We start from the raw sequence: 19,355 nt of genomic DNA, 5'->3' as shown, positions 1-19,355 counted from the left end.
GCTTCCTGAAAATTATGCTTGCTCTTTGCAGTTTCCATGGATGATACTTTAGGCATAAAAGTTTTAAGGGTGAAATATGACTGATACGATCGCGGAAGTGCTAGTGCCGACAGATGAGTTGCGCAATGATATTCCCTTTTATACCAAGGTTTTGGGAATGCGAATGGATTCCATTTATCCAGCTGACAATCCCAGTGTCGCAGTCTTTTCCGGCCATGGGGTGCGGTTGCGGATCGAGAAAGGTGCTGACGTAGCGCCGGGTACTCTTCGCATTTTGACAGAAGATCCTGATGGATTTGCCGAAGGACAGCGCCGTTTGATAGCGCCCAATGGTACCCAGATTGAAATCGAAGAGCGCCATCCACCGATGGTCATGCCGGAAACCGTGCATTCTTTTGTGGTGCGACGACTTAAGGATCAGGCCCCTTGGGTGATTGGTCGTGCTGGCATGCATTATCGTGATCTGGTGCCGGATCGATTGGGCGGGTCTATCATCGCCAGCCATATCCGCATTCCCGATGGGGGGCCAGTGCCGGACATGGTGCATTTTCACCGCGTTGGCTTTCAGCTGATCTTTTGCATCCACGGTTGGGTGGACGTTGTTTATGAAGATCAGGGGCCCAAAATGCGCCTGACAGCAGGTGACTGCTTCATTCAGCCGCCTGAAATTCGCCACAGGGTGCTGGAGGCCAGCGATAATGTGCAGGTGATCGAAATCGGTGTGCCTGCCGAGCATGTGACCGAAATCGACCATGAGATGACACTGCCGACGGAACAATTGCGCCCCGAGCGTGAATGGCAGGGACAGCGGTTTGTGTATAATAAAGCTGAGGGCGCAGACTGGGTTCCATTCCGCCTGCCAGGGTTTGTTTGTCGCGATACTTCGATTTCGGAGAACACCAAAGGTGTTGCTGGTGTACAAGTGGTTCGCCGGGGCAAGGGGACTCCGCAATGGGCAACTCACGACACGGATATTCATTTCACATTTGTCATGGACGGTACAGTCACACTCGAAGGCGAGGGGCGTGAACCCTACCAGCTGGAACAGGGGGATGCATTTGTAATTCCCCCGGGGATGAAAACCCGCCTGACCGATGCATCGGATGATATTGAATTGATGGAAGTGACGCTCCCTGGTGTCTTTAATACGACGCTCAGCTGACAATTGTGCCTAAAGGCATTTATAACTACAGACGGCTCGCCAAGGCGGGCCGTTTTCAATTTGAAACAGGCGTTTTTCGGCTGGGGGCTTTCAATCCCCATTGTTGTTCCCGTAAGCTGCGGCATTCTGACCAGATGATCAAAAATCGGGGAATCGCCATGAGCCTGAAACTCGCCGCCACCGCTGTTCGTGAAAATGCACACGCACCTTATTCAAACTTCAAAGTGGGCGCGGCGATCCGGTCGGCTTCTGGCGAGACCTATGTCGGCTGCAATGTCGAAAACGTAGCCTATCCCGAAGGAACCTGTGCTGAGGCAGGGGCCATTGCAGCCATGGTTGCCGCAGGTGAAACCAAGCTTACTGAGGTTTATGTCATTGCTGATTGTCCCTCACCAATCCCACCATGTGGGGGGTGTCGTCAAAAATTAGCGGAATTTGGGGCAGGCAACGTGGCTGTCACTCTGGGAACCACTGATGGGCAGGAGCGCGCGACGACGATAGGCGATCTGTTGCCGGGCAAATTTGACGCTGGCCACATGGAGCGGAGTTAAGCAATGGACGCACGTTCGATTATTGCGTCCCTGCGCCGGGGTGAGACCCTAAGCGAAGACCAACTGCGTTGGTTCGCACAGGGTTTGGCCGATTTTACAGTCAGTGATGCTCAGGCCGGAGCCTTTGCGATGGCGGTCTGCCTGCGCGGATTGGGGGCTGAAGGGCGCCGAGCACTGACCCTAGCAATGCGCGATAGCGGCGATGTGCTGTCCTGGGATCTGGATGGACCGGTGTTGGATAAGCATTCCACGGGCGGTGTTGGGGATTGTGTGTCCTTGTTACTTGCCCCGGCACTGGCCGAATGCGGTGCCTATGTGCCGATGATCTCAGGCCGAGGCTTGGGCCATACGGGTGGAACACTGGACAAAATGGAAGCTATCCCCGGGGTGACAACTCAGGTGCCGCAGGATCGATTGGTCGAGATTATGCGAGAGGCTGGATGCGCAATCGTCAGCGCCACCGCGCAAATTGCGCCTGCAGACAAGCGGTTGTATGCGATCCGCGATGTGACCTCGACCGTTGAAAGCCTTGATCTGATCACGGCCTCGATCTTGTCCAAAAAGCTGGCTGCCAGCCCGGATGGCTTGGTGCTGGATGTCAAACTCGGGTCCGGCGCCTTTATGAAAACGATGGATGAGGCGCGCGCCTTGGCCACATCACTCAGTGAGACGGCCAATGCGGTCGGGTGCAAGACCTCCGCCGTCATCACCGATATGAACCAACCTCTGGTGCCCTCGCTGGGAAATGCGCTTGAGGTCGCGGAGGTGATGAAAATCCTGACCAGTGATCACCGTGGTCCTTTGGTAGATATCAGCGCTGCCTTGGGCGGTGTGTTACTGGCCAATGCCGGTTTAGCTGCAGATGAGCAGGAGGGCGCCAAGCGCATTGTTGATGCCGTGACCAGCAGCAGAGCGGCAGAGCGATTTGGCCGAATGGTCGCTGCAGTGGGTGGTCCGCTGGGGTTTGTACAGGATTGGCGACGCTTTCTACCTGAGGCAAATGTGATCAGTGAAGTTCGGGCAACGAAGTCTGGCTATGTCACTGCAATTGATGGTGAACAGCTCGGGTTAGCGGTGGTGCGGTTGGGCGGCGGCCGGATGGTCGAAAGCGATCAGGTGAACCCAGCTGTAGGCCTGTCCGAACTGGTTCGCCTGGGCCAGAAAGTCGAAGTGGGGATGCCATTGGCGGTCGTCCACGCCGCGCGTGAAGAGGCGGCTGATGCTGCCGAAGCAACGCTGCGGTCTGCGATTAAAATTGCGCCGGATGCCACTGCAATACCGGAATTGATACACGAAAGGATCGCCTGATGGCTCGAGCGTTTTTGGTCGTGATGGATTCCGTGGGCATCGGTGGCGCCCCAGACGCCAGCAGTTTCTTTAATGGTGATTTGCCGGATCTGGGGGCAAATACACTTGTCCATATTGCGCAGGCCTGTGCCGCAGGGAAAGCGGAAGAAGGGCGCAGTGGGGTGTTGTCCTTGCCGAACCTGGAACGGTTGGGGCTGGGTGCCGCGATGCGTCTGGCTTCGCCCATTCCGTTTCCCGGGTTTGATATGCCGCCACAGGGCCGTTGGGGATGTGCGGCTGAAGTCAGCCGTGGCAAGGATACGCCGTCCGGCCACTGGGAGCTGGCTGGCTTGCCCGTGCCGTGGGACTGGTGTTTCTTCCCAGATACCACACCGTCCTTTCCCGCAGACCTAAGCAGTTATGTGGCGCAAGCAGCAGGCGTGGATGGAATACTGGGCGATTGTCACGCACCGGGCACCGCAATTATTGAGCGTCTGGGTGCAGAGCACATGCAAACGGGCAAACCGATTGTCTATACGTCGGCCGACAGTGTGATGCAGATCGCCGCTCATGAAGAGAGTTTTGGACTGGAACGGCTGTTAGATCTTTGCCAAAAAATTGCGCCACGCCTGCACCAGATGAAAGTTGGGCGGGTGATTGCGCGACCCTTTGTTGGTTCGGTCCAAGATGGTTTTACACGAACAACCAACCGGCGCGATTTTGCTATTCCCCTGCCATCCTCTGTATTGACCAACTGGGTGCAGGACGCGGGTGGCCCAGTGTATGCTATCGGCAAGATTGGCGATATATTCTCGATGCAGGGGATTGATACACTGCAAAAAGGTGATGATGCGACGTTGATGCAGCATCTGGCCGAGCGGGTGGCAAACGCTACCGATGGGAGCCTGACCTTTGCCAACTTTGTCGAATTTGACAGTATCTATGGCCATCGCCGCGATGTCTCGGGCTATGCCCGTGCATTGGAGTGGTTCGATGCCGAAATTGGCAAGATCATCACAAAGTTGCGCGAAGGAGACCTGCTGCTGCTGACTGCCGACCATGGCAACGATCCCAGTTGGCCGGGCACGGATCACACGCGTGAACAGGTGCCGGTTTTGATTGCCGGTCTGGGTGCTGGTACGGTTGGCAAAGTGGCGTTTGCCGATGTGGCGGCGAGCATTGCGGATCATCTGGGAATTGTGCCAGAAGGGCCGGGAAGGAGCTTTTTATGACCGTTGCCGATCTGTCCAAAATTGAACTGCACCTGCACCATGAAGGGGCGGCGCCCCCTGCTTTCATCCGGCAGTTGGCGCATGAAAAGAAAATGGATCTGAGCGGTATTTTCCGTGAAGATGGCAGCTATGACTTCCGCGACTTCACCCATTTCCTGTCTGTATATGAGGCAGCAAGTGAAGTCCTGACCGGGCCCGAAGAATTCAGGCGTCTCACGTTGGCAATCTTGGAGGAAAGCGCCGCTAATGGCGTGGTCTATACCGAAAGCTTTCTGAGTCCCGACTTTTGTGGGGGCGGCGATATGGCGGCTTGGAAAGATTACCTCGCGGCCATTCAGGAGGCCGCTGAAGAGGCTGAAACACGCTTTGGGATCACGCTGCGCGGCATTGTGACCTGTGTACGTCATTTCGGGGCCGAAACTGCTAAAAAGGCAGCCCGTTGTGCGGCTGATACAGCTGGGGACTGGATTGTCGGCTTTGGCATGGGTGGTAATGAAGGCATGTATGAGCAGGGCGATTTTGCCTGGAGCTTTGATTGTGCCCGCGAAGCTGGACTACGGCTGACCACTCACGCTGGTGAATTTGGTGGCCCGGAAAGCGTCCGTGATGCCGTTCGGACCCTGGGCGTGGAACGTATTGGCCACGGTGTGCGTGTCATTGAAGATGCTGATCTGATGCATGAGCTGGTTGATCGGGGCACAGTTCTGGAAGTTTGCCCCGGATCCAATGTTGTGTTGGGCGTTTACCCTGATTTTGCCTCGCATCCTATTGCTCGTTTGCGTGACGCCGGGGTGGCCGTTACCGTATCTACAGATGATCCGCCATTTTTTCATACGACGATGCGGCGTGAGTATGAGATGTTGAACCGGGCTTTTGGTTGGGACGCGAATGATTTTGCTGCACTAAACGCGACGGCCCTGGCTGCTGCCTTTTGTGATGATGTCACCCGTGAGCGGGTGCAGAAAAGACTGGAGAGCTAAATGAGTGAACATTTAACCGTCGTTGACCACCCGCTGGTGCAACACAAGCTGACCTTGATGCGGGATAAGGGAACGTCGACCGCCGGGTTCCGTCAGCTGCTGCACGAAATCACTCAACTGTTGGCCTATGAGATCACCCGAGATATGCCACTAACGACAACCTCTATCGAAACACCGATGGAGAGCATGGAGTCGCCGATCCTCGCGGGTAAAAAATTGGCACTGGTGTCAATCCTGCGGGCTGGCAATGGTATGTTGGATGGTGTGCTAGAGCTGATCCCCTCGGCGCGGGTTGGCTTTGTTGGGCTGTATCGGGACGAGGAAACACTGCAGCCCGTGCAGTATTATTTCAAAGTTCCAAAAGGCATCAATGATCGTCTGGTGATTGCGGTTGATCCTATGCTGGCTACTGGCAACAGTTCGGCGGCGGCTATTGATTTGCTGAAAGAGGCTGGGGCTACAGATATCCGCTTCCTGTGCCTGCTGGCCGCGCCGGAAGGGGTCGCACGCATGAAGGAAGCGCATCCGGATGTACCGATCGTCACAGCGTCGCTGGACCGTGAGCTGAATGAAAAGGGTTACATCATGCCTGGCCTGGGTGATGCGGGTGACCGTATGTTCGGCACCAAGTAAAAACTAAAGGTCCGAACGTAAATAATTGGGGCGATTGCGCAACTATTTGCCTGATTGCCCCCTTATTGTCCATTAACCCTGCTTTACTCCGAATCGCTTTTCGGGCATCGTTGCACCATATTTTGTGGGGCGCAGCTATGAAGATTACTAGAGTTATTGCACTAAGCATAGTGACGGGTGCGATTGGTGTACCAGCGGCGCAGGCCCAATCTGGGACACCGTCCGAGTTCCCGCCCGCATCGTATAAGGGCAAGCAGTACGTCGACAGCAAAGGCTGTGTGTTCATACGTGCCGGAATTGATGGCAATGTGACTTGGGTGCCCCGGGTTAATCGTTCACGCAAGCAACTCTGCGGTCAGCAGCCAACTGTGGTGGCAGGAGCCACCAGCGCTCCTACACAGAGTGGTCCTGCGCCAGAGCAAATCACTCTCCCTGCCAGCCAGCGACCAGCAACGCCGGCCGCAACACCAACTCGGACCAATCCGCCCGCTGCAGTGGCCAGTACAACGGCGCCGACAGCGCCAGTACCAACGAAGCCCCAGCGCCCGACAACCACAACGACGCGTGTTCAATCCACTCCGGTTCAAACTGCACCCGCGCCTGCGAAACCCGCGCCACAGCCAGTTGCCGCGGCTCCCGTGGCCAGAACAACAGCGCCCGCAGCGCAGACGCAGGGTGGTTGTTCAAATGCATCGGCGTTGAGCCAGCAATACACCAACAAGGGTGCGCGTTGTGGTCCACAGGCAGCGTCGCCCATTACTTATGGTAATGGGTCGGGGATCAGCCCGCAGTCTTCGTTGCAGCTGACGCCGAATACGCGGATTGTTCCTACTCATGTCTATCAGGACCGACGTCATAGCCAGAATCTGGATGCGCCAGAGGGATACCGTACGGTTTGGACAGATGATCGCCTGAACCTACGGCGCGCTGAGCGCGGTCTGAAACCTGCTGTTGTGCGCGGCACGGTTGAGGTGCCTCAGGGCTATGTCTTAGCTGGTCGCGACGATGATCGGTTGAACACCCAGCGTGGCCTGCGCACTGCGGCTGGGGACGTGCAAACTGATATGATCTGGACCCGCACCGTACCGCGTGAATTGGTAGCATTGTCGCTTGACCGCCCGGTGATCACTCTTCCTGCTAGCACCGCACGCAGCCAGGCCGAGGCTGAAGAAGATCTGGTTTTGCGGTTATCTACCCGTTCAGCACCGGAAGCAGAGATTGCGACACCTTCAGACATGCCAAAACGCTATGTGCGAGCTGCGACCTTTGCGGATCCTGCAGTGGCCCGTGAGGCGGCACAATCACTTGCCGCTGAAGGGCTCCCAGTACGATTGGGCAGTGTCACGCGCAAAGGGCAGGCATATAAAGTGGTTCTGGCCGGTCCGTTTCAAGGAGAGGCCGCGGCCAATCGGGCGCTAGTTCATGTGCGCGCCTCTGGCTATTCCGGTGCCCGCATCAGTCGGTAAATTATCTGCCGAGCAGAGTGCTTCTGTATAATATTTCAGAAGATGAGGCCGTCTTGTCATGCAGGACAGGTGACGAAAACCATGAGCCTTTGATCAGGGGGGGGGCTTGGTGGACTGGCTTCAAGCGCCGCAGATGCTTTGCAACTGTACCCAATCGCGATCATTTAGAACGGGTTCTAAAATGCGACCCGCCATCGGGTCCGCCTCGATCAACCCCAAAACAGCTTCGCCCGTGATATCCTGCGCATAGGCATAGGGGGTTGAAGGAATAGCTGCTTGTGCAAAGGCTGCTAAAATTTTCTCTTCCGGAACCTCAGGGCGGGGCGCACTGACCATGGCTTCGGCATAACGGTCCAAGCTGCTGCGATCCAACTTTCCTGTGGTCAGCAACCGAAACGAGGCCAATATTCCACCCGAATTCAACACTTCGGCCAGCGGATCCTTGGCCTGTGCACGGGCACGTTCGATCAGCACGGCACCCGCGGCTACCGCTGGGTCTTCGTGGTTTTCGATTAGCGACCGGTTGAGCAAAATGATATCGCCGGGCAGGTGTAGGCTGGAAGTTACGCCTGCACGCAGGACTACAATTTGTCGAGCACCTGTGCGTTCAGCCAAACGGGCTAGAATGGGGGCTGTTTCTGGGGTTGAGCAGACTTGCCCCGAAACCCTCTCGATGCGGCCAAGCAAAGCCTGACCAATCGCTTTACGTTTAATCTCGGGAACTACGCTAACAGTATGGCGCATCATTGCGCCGGGTAGCCAAAACACCAGCAGAGCCGCAATCAGGCTAAGGCTCCCTAACACGCTGACAGTTCGCAAGCGACCCGGATGTGCGCGCGCGCCTTCAATGGCTAGTTGGAGTTTCTCGATAGCTTCGAGCATGGCGGTTTCGTCTTCTGCCAGCTCTAGTGTTTCGCCGGGATCGCCATCGGGGTGGAAAACGGCTGGATATTGGCCTGGGTTTTGCCGTTCCACTGCAGCCAGTGACCAATGCGCCAGCGGTTGGTCCTGCATGTTGGTAATTGTCAACGTGGCGTCGCCGATCGACACAATGACATTGCGGCGTTGATCTTCGCGGTTTGCCCGCCAAAGACCTGCGGCCTCAAGCCGTTGGTATTCCCTCAGTGCAGTCATTTGCCTGCTCGTGTCTTTGCCTCAGTAATAGTCAACGCTAGCACGGCGAGACTGGGGCGGCAAATGGCTTTGGCAGTGGTTATGTACAACTGTGCGTCGGAGCTCTCTTTCGTGATCACTAGGCTGATTGGGACTGAGAGCTCCGATAAACGAGGTAGCAATTTGATTACAGATTGCGGGCGATCTTGCGAAGCTCGAACTTTTGGATCTTGCCAGTCGATGTTTTCGGAAGCTCTTGAAACACTACCTTTTTTGGTGCTTTGAACCCTGCAAGCGTTTGCCGACTAAATGCGATCAACGCGGCTTCATCCGCTATGGCGCCGGGTTTTAATTCGACAAATGCACAGGGAACCTCCCCCCATTTATCATCTTCCCTGGCCACAACAGCTGCCAAATTGACGTCGGGATGGGCCATCAGCACACCTTCGATTTCTACGGATGAGATGTTCTCGCCACCAGAAATGATGATATCTTTGGCCCTGTCAGCAATTTGTACATAGCTGTCAGGATGTTGCACTGCGATGTCGCCGGAGTTGAAGTAGCCGCCTGCAAAAGCTTCGGCGGTGGCATCTGGATTTTTCAGATAGCCTTTCATCACTGAGTTTCCACGAATGGCGATTTCACCCTGGGTGACACCGTCAAGTGGAACAGGCTTGTGATCGCTGTCCCTTACAACCACATCTTCCATCATTGGCATAGCGACGCCCTGACGCGCTTTGATTGCTGCCATTTCGGGTTTGTCCAACGCATCCCAATCACCACCTTTCCAGTAGCACTCGGTGATATGGCCGTATGTTTCGGTTAATCCGTAAACCTGAGTGACGTTGAAACCCAGGTCTTCAATCTTTGCCAGTGTTGCTGGTGCGGGGGGGGCACCAGCAGTGAACACCTCAACCTGATGGTCAAAGGTTCTGCGGTCCTCATCCAAGGCATTGACAATCATATTCAGCACAATTGGAGCACCGCCAAAATGCGTGACTCCATCGTAGTGAATGGCGTTGTACACTGCCTGCGCAGATACATCACGGCAGCAGACTGCTGTGCCCCCCAGAAGTGGCATCATCCAGGTGTGGTTCCAGCCATTGCAGTGGAACATGGGCACGATGGTCAGATAGACGGGGTGCAGCACCATGCGCCAAGAGACCAAGGTGCCCATTGTCATAAGATAGGCGCCACGGTGGTGGTACACGACACCCTTGGGGCGCCCTGTGGTGCCCGAGGTATAGTTCAGCGCCAAGCTTTCCCACTCGTCTTGCGGAAGGATCCAGTCAAAAGCAGGGTCACCGCTATTTAGTAGTTTGTCATAGGAGGTGTATTTGCCGCTGGCCGGCCACCCAGCCTGATCATCGCCGACTTCAATCAGAATTGGACTGGGGCCATCCATCGATTCGCAGGCTGCCTCGGCCAATTCCAGAAACTGAGAATCCACCAAAACGACCTTGGCGCCACCATGATCAAAGATATAGGCAACTGTTGCGACATCCAGCCGAATGTTGATGGTGTTGAGCACGGCGCCACAGGCGGGCACACCAAAATGGGCCTCAGCCTGTGCGGGCAGATTGGGGATCAAGGTTGCAACTACATCACCGGGTTTGACCCCTAATTGGACCAGACCAGAGGCGAGCTGACTGCATCTTTGGTAATACTCGCCATAGGTTTTGCGGTGGGTGCCGTAGCTGACGGCCAAATGATCCTTGAACACGGTCGCCGCCCTACGCAGGTGGGACAGGGGGGTCAGCGCCACATGGTTTGCAGCATTTTTCTCCAGCCCCGTCTCATCAGCCATCCACCCCATTGCAATCCTCCTTTTTGCCCTAATCGGGCGCATTTTTCAGGGTGATACTGCGCAATCTCGTTTCTCTTGAAAAGGGGAGATTCTGGAATTTCAGTCGTTTCGACGACCATCATAACGGTAGGGTGCATGTAATGGGCGCAGGCCACACATCCTGGGCAGTTGGAAGTTCCGTGTTTTTTTTGTGAACGTAAATTGCATGTTTTTGAAAACAATGAGTGCAGAGCACTTGGCACAGGCGTTGTGAGCGTCATGTTATAGCTTGTCCGGAAATGAGGTACGCGGCTTTCACGTCGTTGGGATACAAAGCGCAGTTTAGTAAGTATCACGGGTGGACTAGGGAAACGGGGCAGAAGGCCTTGTACGTCCAACTTGCTTGCTGGGGCTCCTAAAAAGGCTTCTGGAGGAGTGAACTAGTTGAAGGTCTCCATTAAGTTTGCAGTTTTTTCTATTGTTGCCCTAGCGGGATTGGTCATGCTGTCGCTTATTGGCCTGTCCAGATACACTTTGCCGATTGGGAGTAAGGTCCAGGCCGAGATCCTTAAAATTAGCCAAATGAACTTTGCATTGGGTCAGTTTGAAATTGATTTCCTGCTCGCCAGAAGAGCAGAAAAGGATTTTCTACTACGCTTGGCTGACGTTTATGCGCTGCGTCATGCGAAACTTGTTGCCAAGCTCCATACAACACTGGAAGAGATACAGGTATTGTCCGACGAAATTGGAGGGCTGGGGGAAATCTCCAAGGAAATCTCTATTCTTACGTTCGCAATCACGGAGTACCAGCAGAATTTTGCGGAACTTTTACATAGCAACCGACGTCTGGGGTTTGATGAAACATCCGGATTGCAGGGGCAGCTCCGCCAGGCCGTTCATGGTGTCGAGGCTGCTCTGGCACAGTCTAACCGCCATGAACTAACGGCAAAAATGCTGATGATGCGACGGCATGAGAAAGACTTTATCATGCGCGTAGATGTTGCTTACCTCAAACAATTGAACGCCCGGGTCGAAGAATTCCACAGTTTTCCGGTCAGCCTATTCGAGTCTACTGATCAACAGGCTGAGATAAATGCGCTGTTGGCCACATATCACAGTACTTTCGCGAAATTTGTGCAAGAAACGTTGAGAGAGCGCAATCTTCGTGAAGTATTGTCACGCAATTTTGCAGAGGCAGAACCGGTTCTCAACAGCATTCACGCTCGTGCTCTGAATAGGCTGCAAGAGGGCCTGGCCGAGGCCGAGACACAAAGTCAAACTTTGCGAGATCAGTCTTTAGCGGCCGGCCTAGGTGGATTGTTGTTATTTGTTGGCATTTCTTTTGTGGTTGCGCAGGCTATTTCACGTCCACTTAGTGGCGTACATGATGCTCTAATACAAATGTCGACAGGCGATTTTTCAAAAATGCTGCCAAAGTCACAGATCACCGAGATATCTGCGGTTGCAGCGGCGGTTGAAGATTTTCGGCAAGCTCGCGACGATGCTCTGTCCGGGGAGAAGGCAAAAGCAAAACTTTTCACTGTGATGAGCCATGAGATGCGTACTCCACTGACTGGCGTACTAGGTTCGATGGAACTACTTGGTACAACCGAAACAACATCAGAGCAGGACGGCTATTTAGATGCGATGCGTGTCTCTGGAGAGCTGCTTTTGCATCATGTCAATGAGGTGCTGGAACTGTCAGGTTTAGAATCCAGTGTAACACTCCGCAAACCTCGCAGTTTTGACCTGTACGAATTAGTACATGGGTTGATTGGTAGCCAGCAAGCCACTGCCAAATCTCAGGGTAACAAGCTTGAATTGCAATGCGATCTGGGGGGAACCCCTTTTGTAATTGGCCGCCCGAACCAGATTCAAAAAGCGCTGCTAAATCTTGTCGGGAATGCGCTCAAGTTTACCACAAACGGCATTGTTTCGGTTCAGATCGAACGTAAGAGTGATGGAAACCAAGTGGAATTTTTGGTCAGCGATACTGGGACTGGGATCGCTCCAGAGGATTTGGAAAGGATATTTGACGACTTTGTTACACTGGACACGAGCTATAGTCGTACAGAACAGGGAACAGGATTGGGGTTAGCAATTACACGAGGCATTGTTGAAGTTCTTGGAGGCCGTATCGAAGCCAAGAGTGAACCAAGTGAGGGCAGTCAATTTCGAATATTGTTACCCTTACCTCAGTCGGAAACGAAACAAAAAGAAACGCCAGCTGATGAGTCGAAAATCCCGTCTTCCAGACACTTGCTGGTGGTCGAAGACAATGACATCAATCGAGTACTGTTAGCAAAAACGCTACAGCAGATGGGACATCAGGTTACGGTGGCGGCAGGTGGTGCTGAAGCAGTCGAGACTGCGCGTGACGGAAGGTATGACATGGTCCTGATGGACATCAGTATGCCTGAAGTCGATGGAATAGAGGCCTACCGCCGAATTCGGGCTCAGAATCTGCTGCATGGGGTGGGCGTTGTTGCTCTTACGGCCCATGTTTCGGAAAGTGATCAAAACCGTATTCTCAAAGCTGGATTTTCCGAAGTTGCGACCAAACCTATCAGCCGCAAAGAGTTAGAAAAATTGGTTTCGCGTCATACAAGCGTTGAAACCGCCGGTCTTCGCTAAAAGTACATTTTAGAGATGCAGCCTAGCGGGGTTCTCTCGTTCAATTCAGGGGGCATCTGAGGCTCCCCGCCGTTGGGTTTTGGGCAAATTTTCAACGTTGGTGGCATAAACAAAGGTTGAAAAGCACCAGATTGAATTCACCGATGCCATTTCGTTTTTCGACCCAATAGCCTAGCTTGCGTTCATGATCTTGTCCGTTGGCCGCTCATATGTCTTTATTCATATCCCCAAGACCGGTGGCACCGCGCTGGCACTGGCGCTGGAGGCGCGCGCTAAAGCTGATGATATCATGTTGGGTGATACCCCCAAGGCGCGCAGACGTCGGCATCGAGTCAGAGATGTGCCGACCCGCGGACGTAAATGGAAACATTCGACACTGGCAGATATCGAAGGTCTGGTGCCAGATCAGACATTGCGAGGATTGTTTGCTTTTACCCTGGTGCGTAATCCCTGGGACCGAGCGGTGAGCTACTATCACTGGCTTGGAGAGCAGAGTTTTGAGCACCCAGCAGTTGGTTTGTCACGAGCTCTGAGCTTTTCAGAGTTTATTTGTCATCCGCAGATCAAGGCGACATTTCGAGCGACACCGGCTTCAAGCTACATGCGGCATGTTGATGGGGTAGAACAATGTCAGAAGTTTATCCGGCTCGAGCATTTTTCTTCTGACGCGCAGCCTCTGTTTGATCACTTGGGATTTGATCTGGACCTGCCTATGGCCAATAGTTCGGCACGGCTGCGCGACTGGCGGGGATATTATGATGATCGGTCGATTGAAGCAGTGGCACAAACTTGCGCAGAAGATATCAGACGATTTGAATACTCTTTTAACGATTAAGCTCTATCCCATGGATAAGAGACTGAACCGTTGCCGAACAACAGGCGTTTAAACCACTGCTTTTGCGTGTTTTAAATTCGCTTTGGTGACAATGACCCGGAGATGCCTTGTTTCGGCCCACTTGCGGCCTGAAAATCCGGCTTTTTAGGGTTAATAAGACTACAGCGCGCTTTTGCCGAGGGGCAGGGCCGTCTTTTTAGAAGGAAAAGGCGATGTTTGACTGGATCACCAAACGCAAGGGTACGCCCATGCCATCGGTACAAAGCACAAATTATCCCATGGTTGCGACGGGACAAGGTGGCTTCTTTGCCGGTACACATCTGGCCTCTAACTTAGGTTGGCGGCAGGTAGAAGCTTTGGGCGTTGGTGACAGGGTCCTTACGTTTGACCACGGCATGCAAGTCATTGTCGAAATGCATCGGGAAACTCTGCTGGTTCCCGAGGGAGATATGGCAGATACACAATGTCCGCTGCTGGTGCCGCAAGATGCGTTGAACAATCGTGTTTCGATGTGGGTGATGCCGGATCAGGGTATCTTGCTTGAAAGTGACCTGGCGGTGGATACGCAGGGAGATCCCTTTGTTGTTGTTCCTGCGTGTACCTTGGAAGGCTACCGTGGAATTCAACGAGCCCAGGCAGGGCAACGGTTGGAGTTGGTAATGCCGCGGTTTGCGCAGGATGAGGTGGTCTATTTGGAGGCTGGATTGCTGGCCTACAGCCCAACCCCCAATAGTATCCTTGAAACAGTAGGAACAGAGGCCAGCCTTTACCGTGTACTACCACAGGACGCTGCGCGTGCGTTAGTTATTGATATGATTGCAGAGGAAGATTTCTGGACAGTTGATCGACCTGTAGAAGCTGGTGGATTCAATGATGTTCAGTTTGTTTCTGTGCGATGAGCTAACTGAGAGATGTCGCTCAAGAGCGTCATACCTCAAAATAGCATGAATATGTAAAATCACCTGGAAAGCGGTAGCTGCTTTCCAGGTGATTTGTCGAGAAATGTAAAAGGCTATTTAGACCTAAATAGCCTGATTGTGCTAATCTGATGTGGTTCAGGCCGCTGTTTTTGCTGGATCAAACCGTTTGTAGAAGGTTTGCCCCTTGGCTGCCATTTCGCGCAAAAGCGGCGGGCAGGCGAAACGCTCGCCAAACTGCTCTTCTAGTTGGTCACATCGTTCGGCGGCGTAAGGTGTACCTAGAATGTCTAGCCAGCTGAGGGGACCTCCAGACCAAGGGGCGAAACCCCAGGCCAAAATTGCCCCAACATCGCCTTCGCGGATATCTTCTAAGACGCCTTCTTCCAGTGCGCGTACAGCCTCCAATACTTGAACAAACATCAACCGTTCCTGTACTGCAATCAGATCAGGCTGTTTATCCGCCATCGGATATTTTTCCTGCATTCCCTTCCAGTACTCAACGCGCTTGCCTTTGTCGTCGTACTCAAAGAAACCCGCATTGGCCTTGCGGCCCATCCGTCCCAGATCTTCCATCCAGAAAATCAGATCGTCGCCCGGGCTGTCGGGATAGTCGTCTCCCATTGCAGCCTTGGTGGCGCGGGCAATCTTAGCGCCCAGATCAATAGAGGTTTCATCGTTCAGCTGCACAGGTCCCACAGGGAAACCCAGTTGACGAGCTGCGTTGTCGATCAGGGCAGGTGAGACACCTTCGGTCAACATGCGCAGCCCCTCGTTGATATAGGGAATGATGCAGCGGTTGCAGTAGAAGAACCGTGCATCATTGACCACAATTGGCGTTTTGCGGATTTGGCGCACATAGTCCAAAGCCTTGGCAACGGCGCGATCCCCAGTCTTTCCACCCTTGATGATTTCCACCAGGAACATTTTCTCAACAGGTGAGAAGAAGTGGATGCCGATGAATTGTTCTGGGCGCACCGAGGCTTCGGCCAGATCGGTAATGGGCAGCGTCGAGGTGTTGGAGGCAAAGATGCAATCCTCGGGAATGATCGCTTCGACCTTTTTGGTCATCTCAGCCTTGACGCCGGGGTCTTCGAACACGGCTTCGATGATCAGGTCGCAACCTTTCAGCTGGTCCAGATCCGGTGTGGCAGTGATCCGCGCCAACAGGGCGTCTTTCTTCTCAGGGGTGGCTTTTCCGCGCTTGATCCCCTTGTCCATATAGGTCTCGGCGTAGGATTTACCTTTATCGGCAGCAGCTTGATCCCGGTCAATCAGAACCACTTCCATGCCAGCCTGGGCCGAGACTAGCGCAATACCAGCCCCCATCATGCCAGCACCAAGCACCCCAATTTTTTGCACGCTCTGGTCTGGGATGTCCTTGGGGCGAACCGCGCCTTTGTCCAAGGCTTCTTTGTTCAGAAACAGCGAGCGGATCATGGCGCCGGAAGACGGGTTCATCAACACTGATGTAAACCAGCGGGCTTCGATTTTTAGCGCTGTGTCGAAATCTACCAGTGCGCCTTCATAGACAGCACTGAGCAGGGCTTTGGCGGCGGGGAAGGCTCCTTGAGTTTTGCTATGAACCATGGCGCTGGCACCAACAAATGTCATGAAACCTGCTGGATGATAGGGCGCGCCACCGGGCATTTTATACCCTTTGGCATCCCAGGGTTTGACGATATCGACGGGTTTCGCATTCAACACCCAATCACGGGCTGCTGCCACCGGATCTGCGGTGACTTCATCCACCATGCCTGCACCTTTGGCCTTTTTGGCCTCTAGCATCTTACCTTCCAGTAGCAAGGGTGAGGCGGCCATAGCGCCAAGTTTGCGGACCAGGCGGGTGGTACCGCCAGCGCCGGGGAAAATGCCTACCATGATTTCAGGCAAGCCGTATTTTGCCTTTGGATTATCACTGACAAAGATCCGGTGGGTAGCGAATGGCAGTTCCATGCCAATACCAGCAGCGGTGCCGGGCAGGGCGCTGGCAATAGGTTTACCACCCTTTTTGGTTTTTGGGTCCATGCCTGCACGCTCAATTTTGCGCAGCAGAGCATGGATTTTCATGACGCCTTCAAACAATCCACGCGCAGGTTCGTCGCCTGCGTCATCCTTCATTTTGGCCAGCAGGTTGAGATCCATCCCGCCTGCAAAAGATCCATTCTTACCGGAGGTGATGACCACGCCTTTGATGTCATCATCCGCCAGCGCTTGATCAACACAGGTATCCAACTGCGCCAGACCTTCGAATGACATCACATTCATTGATTTTCCGGGCACATCCCAGGTGATTGTTCCAACACCGTCTGCGTCTTTGCTCAGAGTGAATTCGGTCATTGTTCGTCTCCGATCTGATCAGCCGTCAGGGGGCTGCCGTCTTTGCGGGTAAAGGCGAAACCGTCTGGGTCGACGGTCACCATCATGTCCAAATCGCTATAGTAAGCGGTCTCGTTTTCTGTACGCGTTCCAACAACCAGAAATGCGGCTGGTGCGTCTGTCTTGTTCACCAGATGGTGGCCATTGGCATCGCCAGCAGGAAAGCTGGCGCAATCACCCGGCAGCATGTCGTGTTCGCCGTCATCATCGATCAGGGTCAAAGCCCCTGTGGTGATCATCACAAACTCGTCCTGTTTCATGTGGTAGTGGCGCAGTGAAGACAAACCGCCGGGCTCAATATGCACCAGGTTGACGCCAAATTGGGTAATGCCACTGGCGTCTCCCAGTCGCTGACTACTGCGACCCGCCATTTGGGCGTCCAGTATGCCGGGGTAAACGGATCCGCCGCGGCGGCTGATATCTGCAAGGTTTAGTTTGGGCATTAGACGCGCTCGATTATTGTTGCGGCACCCATTCCGGATGCGATGCAGAGGGTGGCCAGGCCAGTTTCTTTGTCCTGACGTTCCAGTTCGTCCAGCAAGGTGCCGATGATGATTGCACCAGTCGCGCCCAGAGGGTGCCCCATGGCGATTGAACCACCGTTGACGTTGACGACATTTGGATCGACATCAAATGCCTGTTGAAAGCGTAGGACGACCGACGCGAAGGCCTCGTTGACTTCGAACAGATCAATGTCACCAATTGCCATGCCATTATCAGACAGAATTTTTTGTGTCACCGGAACCGGACCCGTCAGCATGATGGTGGGGTCTGTACCTATTTTGGCGGTGGCTTTGATGCGTGCACGCGGCGTCAGGCCATATTCTTCGCCAAATTCCTTGTTGCCGATCAGAACCGCAGCGGCCCCATCGACGATTCCGGAGGAGTTGCCAGCGTGGTGGATGTGATTGACCCGTTCCATATGCGGGTACTTCAGCATTGCGACCTTGTCGAAACCGGGCATCACTTCACCCATCATCTGGAACGCAGGGTTCAGCGCGCCCAAACTTTGCATGTCTGTGCCGGGACGCATGTATTCATCGCGGTCCAGGATCAGCAAGTCATTCTGATCTCGGACGGAGATCACTGACTTATCAAACCGCCCATTATCCCAGGCAGCTTTCGCGCGGCGTTGCGATTCAACAGCCAGCGCGTCAGCCTGATCACGAGAGAATCCGTACTCAGTAGCGATGATATCAGCTGAGATGCCCTGGGGCACAAAATAGCTGTCCATGGCCAGAGATGGATCCACCGCAATAGCAGCACCATCGCTGCCCATCCCCACGCGGCCCATCATTTCAACACCACCAGCGATGTAAGCGTTGCCTGCGCCACCTTTGATTTGGTTTGCCGCAAGGTTCACGGCTTCCATGCCTGAAGCACAAAAACGGTTGATAGACAGGCCGGGAATGGACTGGTCCAGATCCGATGCCAACACGGCCGAACGGGCCAGACAACCGCCTTGTTCCATCACCTGTGTAACATTGCCCCAGATCACGTCTTCGACAGCGTGGCCGTCCAGATTGTTCCTGTCTTTGACGGCGTTGAGTGTCAAAGCGGACAGGCGTAGCGAGGTCACTTCGTGCAGGCTGCCATCTTTGCGGCCCTTGCCACGCGGCGTGCGTAGCGCGTCATAGATATAGGCTTCGGTCATGTTGTTGCTCCGGCTTTGGATTTTTGTGCTATCCGGTTGAATAGGTTTGCCCGGTTAGAAGCATCAGGCATTCGAAACTACGTTAGGCTCTATCCGACGGATTGCCGGGCATTAAATCATATGGGTGTTTCCAGCCGGGCAGGTCGCTGATACGATTCAGCCAGGCGTCGATGTTGGGATAGTCTTTGCGATCAAAACCAAATGGCTCTTCGTAAAACAGGTAACCGCAACACGTCAGATCCGCATTGGTCAGCTCGTCGCCAACAATCCATTCGCGACCTTCCAGATGGTGGTTCAATGTCTTGAACGCGGCCCTAAGTCGCCCAAGCATGAAACCGATCACATCAGCAGGGCGCTTTTCCTCAGGTAAAAAGTTCATTAGAAAGCGGGTCATACCCACTTGGCTGGACAGCTTGTGATTGTCCCACAAGACCCAACGAAGCACCTCATACTTTTCCTCGGGTTTGCCGCCGAATTTGCCGGTTTTGTCTGTGATGTACTGTTGGATGACGCCAGATTGTGACAGAAGAACGTCTCCATCTATCATCACCGGGGCCTCGGCCATGACGTTCAGGTCTCGGTATTCACTCGTACGGTGAACGCCACTGAAGAAGTCGACAAAAACGGGTTCCCAATTTTGTCCTGCCAGTTCGAGTGCAAGCGCGGCTTTGTAGGAGTGGCCGCTTTCGCCAAAGCAATGTAGTTTAATCGTCATTGTGTACTCCT

At 54.0% G+C, this 19,355-nt stretch carries 17 protein-coding genes; 10 read left to right on the top strand and 7 right to left on the bottom strand.

The window, feature by feature from the left end:
• The first annotated feature begins 76 nt into the window (after positions 1-76).
• From GO984_RS16980 to upp, 6 genes are all read left to right on the top strand, one after another.
• Positions 77-1,162, top strand: coding sequence for a cupin domain-containing protein (locus GO984_RS16980; protein ID WP_157023801.1), 1,086 nt, complete (start codon positions 77-79; stop codon positions 1,160-1,162).
• Positions 1,163-1,296: 134 nt separating this feature from the next.
• Positions 1,297-1,713, top strand: a complete 417-nt coding sequence (locus GO984_RS16975; protein WP_157023800.1) for a cytidine deaminase — start codon at positions 1,297-1,299, stop codon at positions 1,711-1,713.
• 3 nt (positions 1,714-1,716) lie between these two features.
• Positions 1,717-3,021 (top strand): thymidine phosphorylase, encoded by a 1,305-nt coding sequence (locus tag GO984_RS16970; protein WP_157023799.1) that lies wholly within the window; start codon positions 1,717-1,719, stop codon positions 3,019-3,021.
• Positions 3,021-4,232, top strand: a complete 1,212-nt coding sequence (locus tag GO984_RS16965) for a phosphopentomutase (RefSeq protein WP_157023798.1) — start codon at positions 3,021-3,023, stop codon at positions 4,230-4,232. The genes GO984_RS16970 and GO984_RS16965 overlap by 1 nt, the downstream gene beginning before the upstream one ends.
• Positions 4,229-5,212, top strand: coding sequence for an adenosine deaminase (locus GO984_RS16960; RefSeq protein WP_157023797.1), 984 nt, complete (start codon positions 4,229-4,231; stop codon positions 5,210-5,212). Before GO984_RS16965 ends, GO984_RS16960 begins: the two co-directional genes overlap by 4 nt.
• Positions 5,213-5,845, top strand: a complete 633-nt coding sequence (gene upp, locus GO984_RS16955; RefSeq protein ID WP_138164088.1) for a uracil phosphoribosyltransferase — start codon at positions 5,213-5,215, stop codon at positions 5,843-5,845.
• 423 nt (positions 5,846-6,268) lie between these two features.
• Here upp and GO984_RS23685 read toward each other — a convergent pair whose 3' ends face one another.
• Positions 6,269-6,538: a hypothetical protein gene (locus GO984_RS23685; RefSeq protein WP_245231152.1), complete on the bottom strand. Its 270-nt coding sequence runs from the start codon at positions 6,536-6,538 to the stop codon at positions 6,269-6,271.
• A 5-nt stretch (positions 6,539-6,543) separates the two neighbouring features.
• Here GO984_RS23685 and GO984_RS23680 point away from each other — a divergent pair, with 5 nt between their 5' ends.
• A complete protein-coding gene (locus GO984_RS23680) occupies positions 6,544-7,311 on the top strand; it encodes an SPOR domain-containing protein (protein WP_245231151.1) in 768 nt (255 codons plus the stop codon).
• Positions 7,312-7,431: 120 nt separating this feature from the next.
• Here the strand turns inward: GO984_RS23680 and GO984_RS16945 are convergent, their stop codons facing one another.
• On the bottom strand, positions 7,432-8,445 hold the full coding sequence (locus GO984_RS16945) for a hypothetical protein (RefSeq protein ID WP_157023795.1): 1,014 nt from the start codon (positions 8,443-8,445) through the stop codon (positions 7,432-7,434).
• A gap of 166 nt (positions 8,446-8,611) precedes the next feature.
• Entirely contained in the window at positions 8,612-10,240 is a 1,629-nt protein-coding gene (locus GO984_RS16940) for an AMP-binding protein (RefSeq protein WP_157023794.1), read from the bottom strand.
• Between the two features lie 552 nt (positions 10,241-10,792).
• Here GO984_RS16940 and GO984_RS16935 point away from each other — a divergent pair.
• The 3 genes from GO984_RS16935 (at position 10,793) to GO984_RS16925 (ending at position 14,578) form a co-directional block, all read left to right on the top strand.
• Positions 10,793-12,844, top strand: a complete 2,052-nt coding sequence (locus tag GO984_RS16935) for a hybrid sensor histidine kinase/response regulator (RefSeq protein WP_167740385.1) — start codon at positions 10,793-10,795, stop codon at positions 12,842-12,844.
• Between the two features lie 184 nt (positions 12,845-13,028).
• The gene (locus GO984_RS16930) at positions 13,029-13,679 is read left to right on the top strand and encodes a sulfotransferase family 2 domain-containing protein (RefSeq protein ID WP_157023792.1); all 651 of its coding nucleotides are present in this window, start codon (positions 13,029-13,031) and stop codon (positions 13,677-13,679) included.
• Between the two features lie 212 nt (positions 13,680-13,891).
• On the top strand, positions 13,892-14,578 hold the full coding sequence (locus GO984_RS16925) for a Hint domain-containing protein (RefSeq protein ID WP_157023791.1): 687 nt from the start codon (positions 13,892-13,894) through the stop codon (positions 14,576-14,578).
• A 156-nt stretch (positions 14,579-14,734) separates the two neighbouring features.
• Here GO984_RS16925 and GO984_RS16920 read toward each other — a convergent pair whose 3' ends face one another.
• The 4 genes from GO984_RS16920 to GO984_RS16905 form a co-directional block, all read right to left on the bottom strand.
• Positions 14,735-16,936, bottom strand: coding sequence for a 3-hydroxyacyl-CoA dehydrogenase NAD-binding domain-containing protein (locus tag GO984_RS16920; RefSeq protein ID WP_157023790.1), 2,202 nt, complete (start codon positions 16,934-16,936; stop codon positions 14,735-14,737).
• On the bottom strand, positions 16,933-17,418 hold the full coding sequence (locus GO984_RS16915; RefSeq protein ID WP_157023789.1) for a cupin domain-containing protein: 486 nt from the start codon (positions 17,416-17,418) through the stop codon (positions 16,933-16,935). The genes GO984_RS16920 and GO984_RS16915 overlap by 4 nt, the downstream gene beginning before the upstream one ends.
• On the bottom strand, positions 17,418-18,629 hold the full coding sequence (locus GO984_RS16910; protein WP_157023788.1) for an acetyl-CoA C-acetyltransferase: 1,212 nt from the start codon (positions 18,627-18,629) through the stop codon (positions 17,418-17,420). Before GO984_RS16910 ends, GO984_RS16915 begins: the two co-directional genes overlap by 1 nt.
• Positions 18,630-18,711: 82 nt before the next feature.
• Positions 18,712-19,344, bottom strand: coding sequence for a glutathione S-transferase family protein (locus tag GO984_RS16905; RefSeq protein WP_157023787.1), 633 nt, complete (start codon positions 19,342-19,344; stop codon positions 18,712-18,714).
• Between the last annotated feature and the right edge of the window lie 11 nt (positions 19,345-19,355).

The sequence above is a fragment of the Parasedimentitalea huanghaiensis genome (assembly GCF_009753675.1).
In the GTDB taxonomy this organism is placed as follows: domain Bacteria; phylum Pseudomonadota; class Alphaproteobacteria; order Rhodobacterales; family Rhodobacteraceae; genus Parasedimentitalea; species Parasedimentitalea huanghaiensis.
The sequence above is the reverse complement of the archived record's forward strand: the minus strand, read 5'-3'. Positions and strand labels throughout refer to the sequence as shown.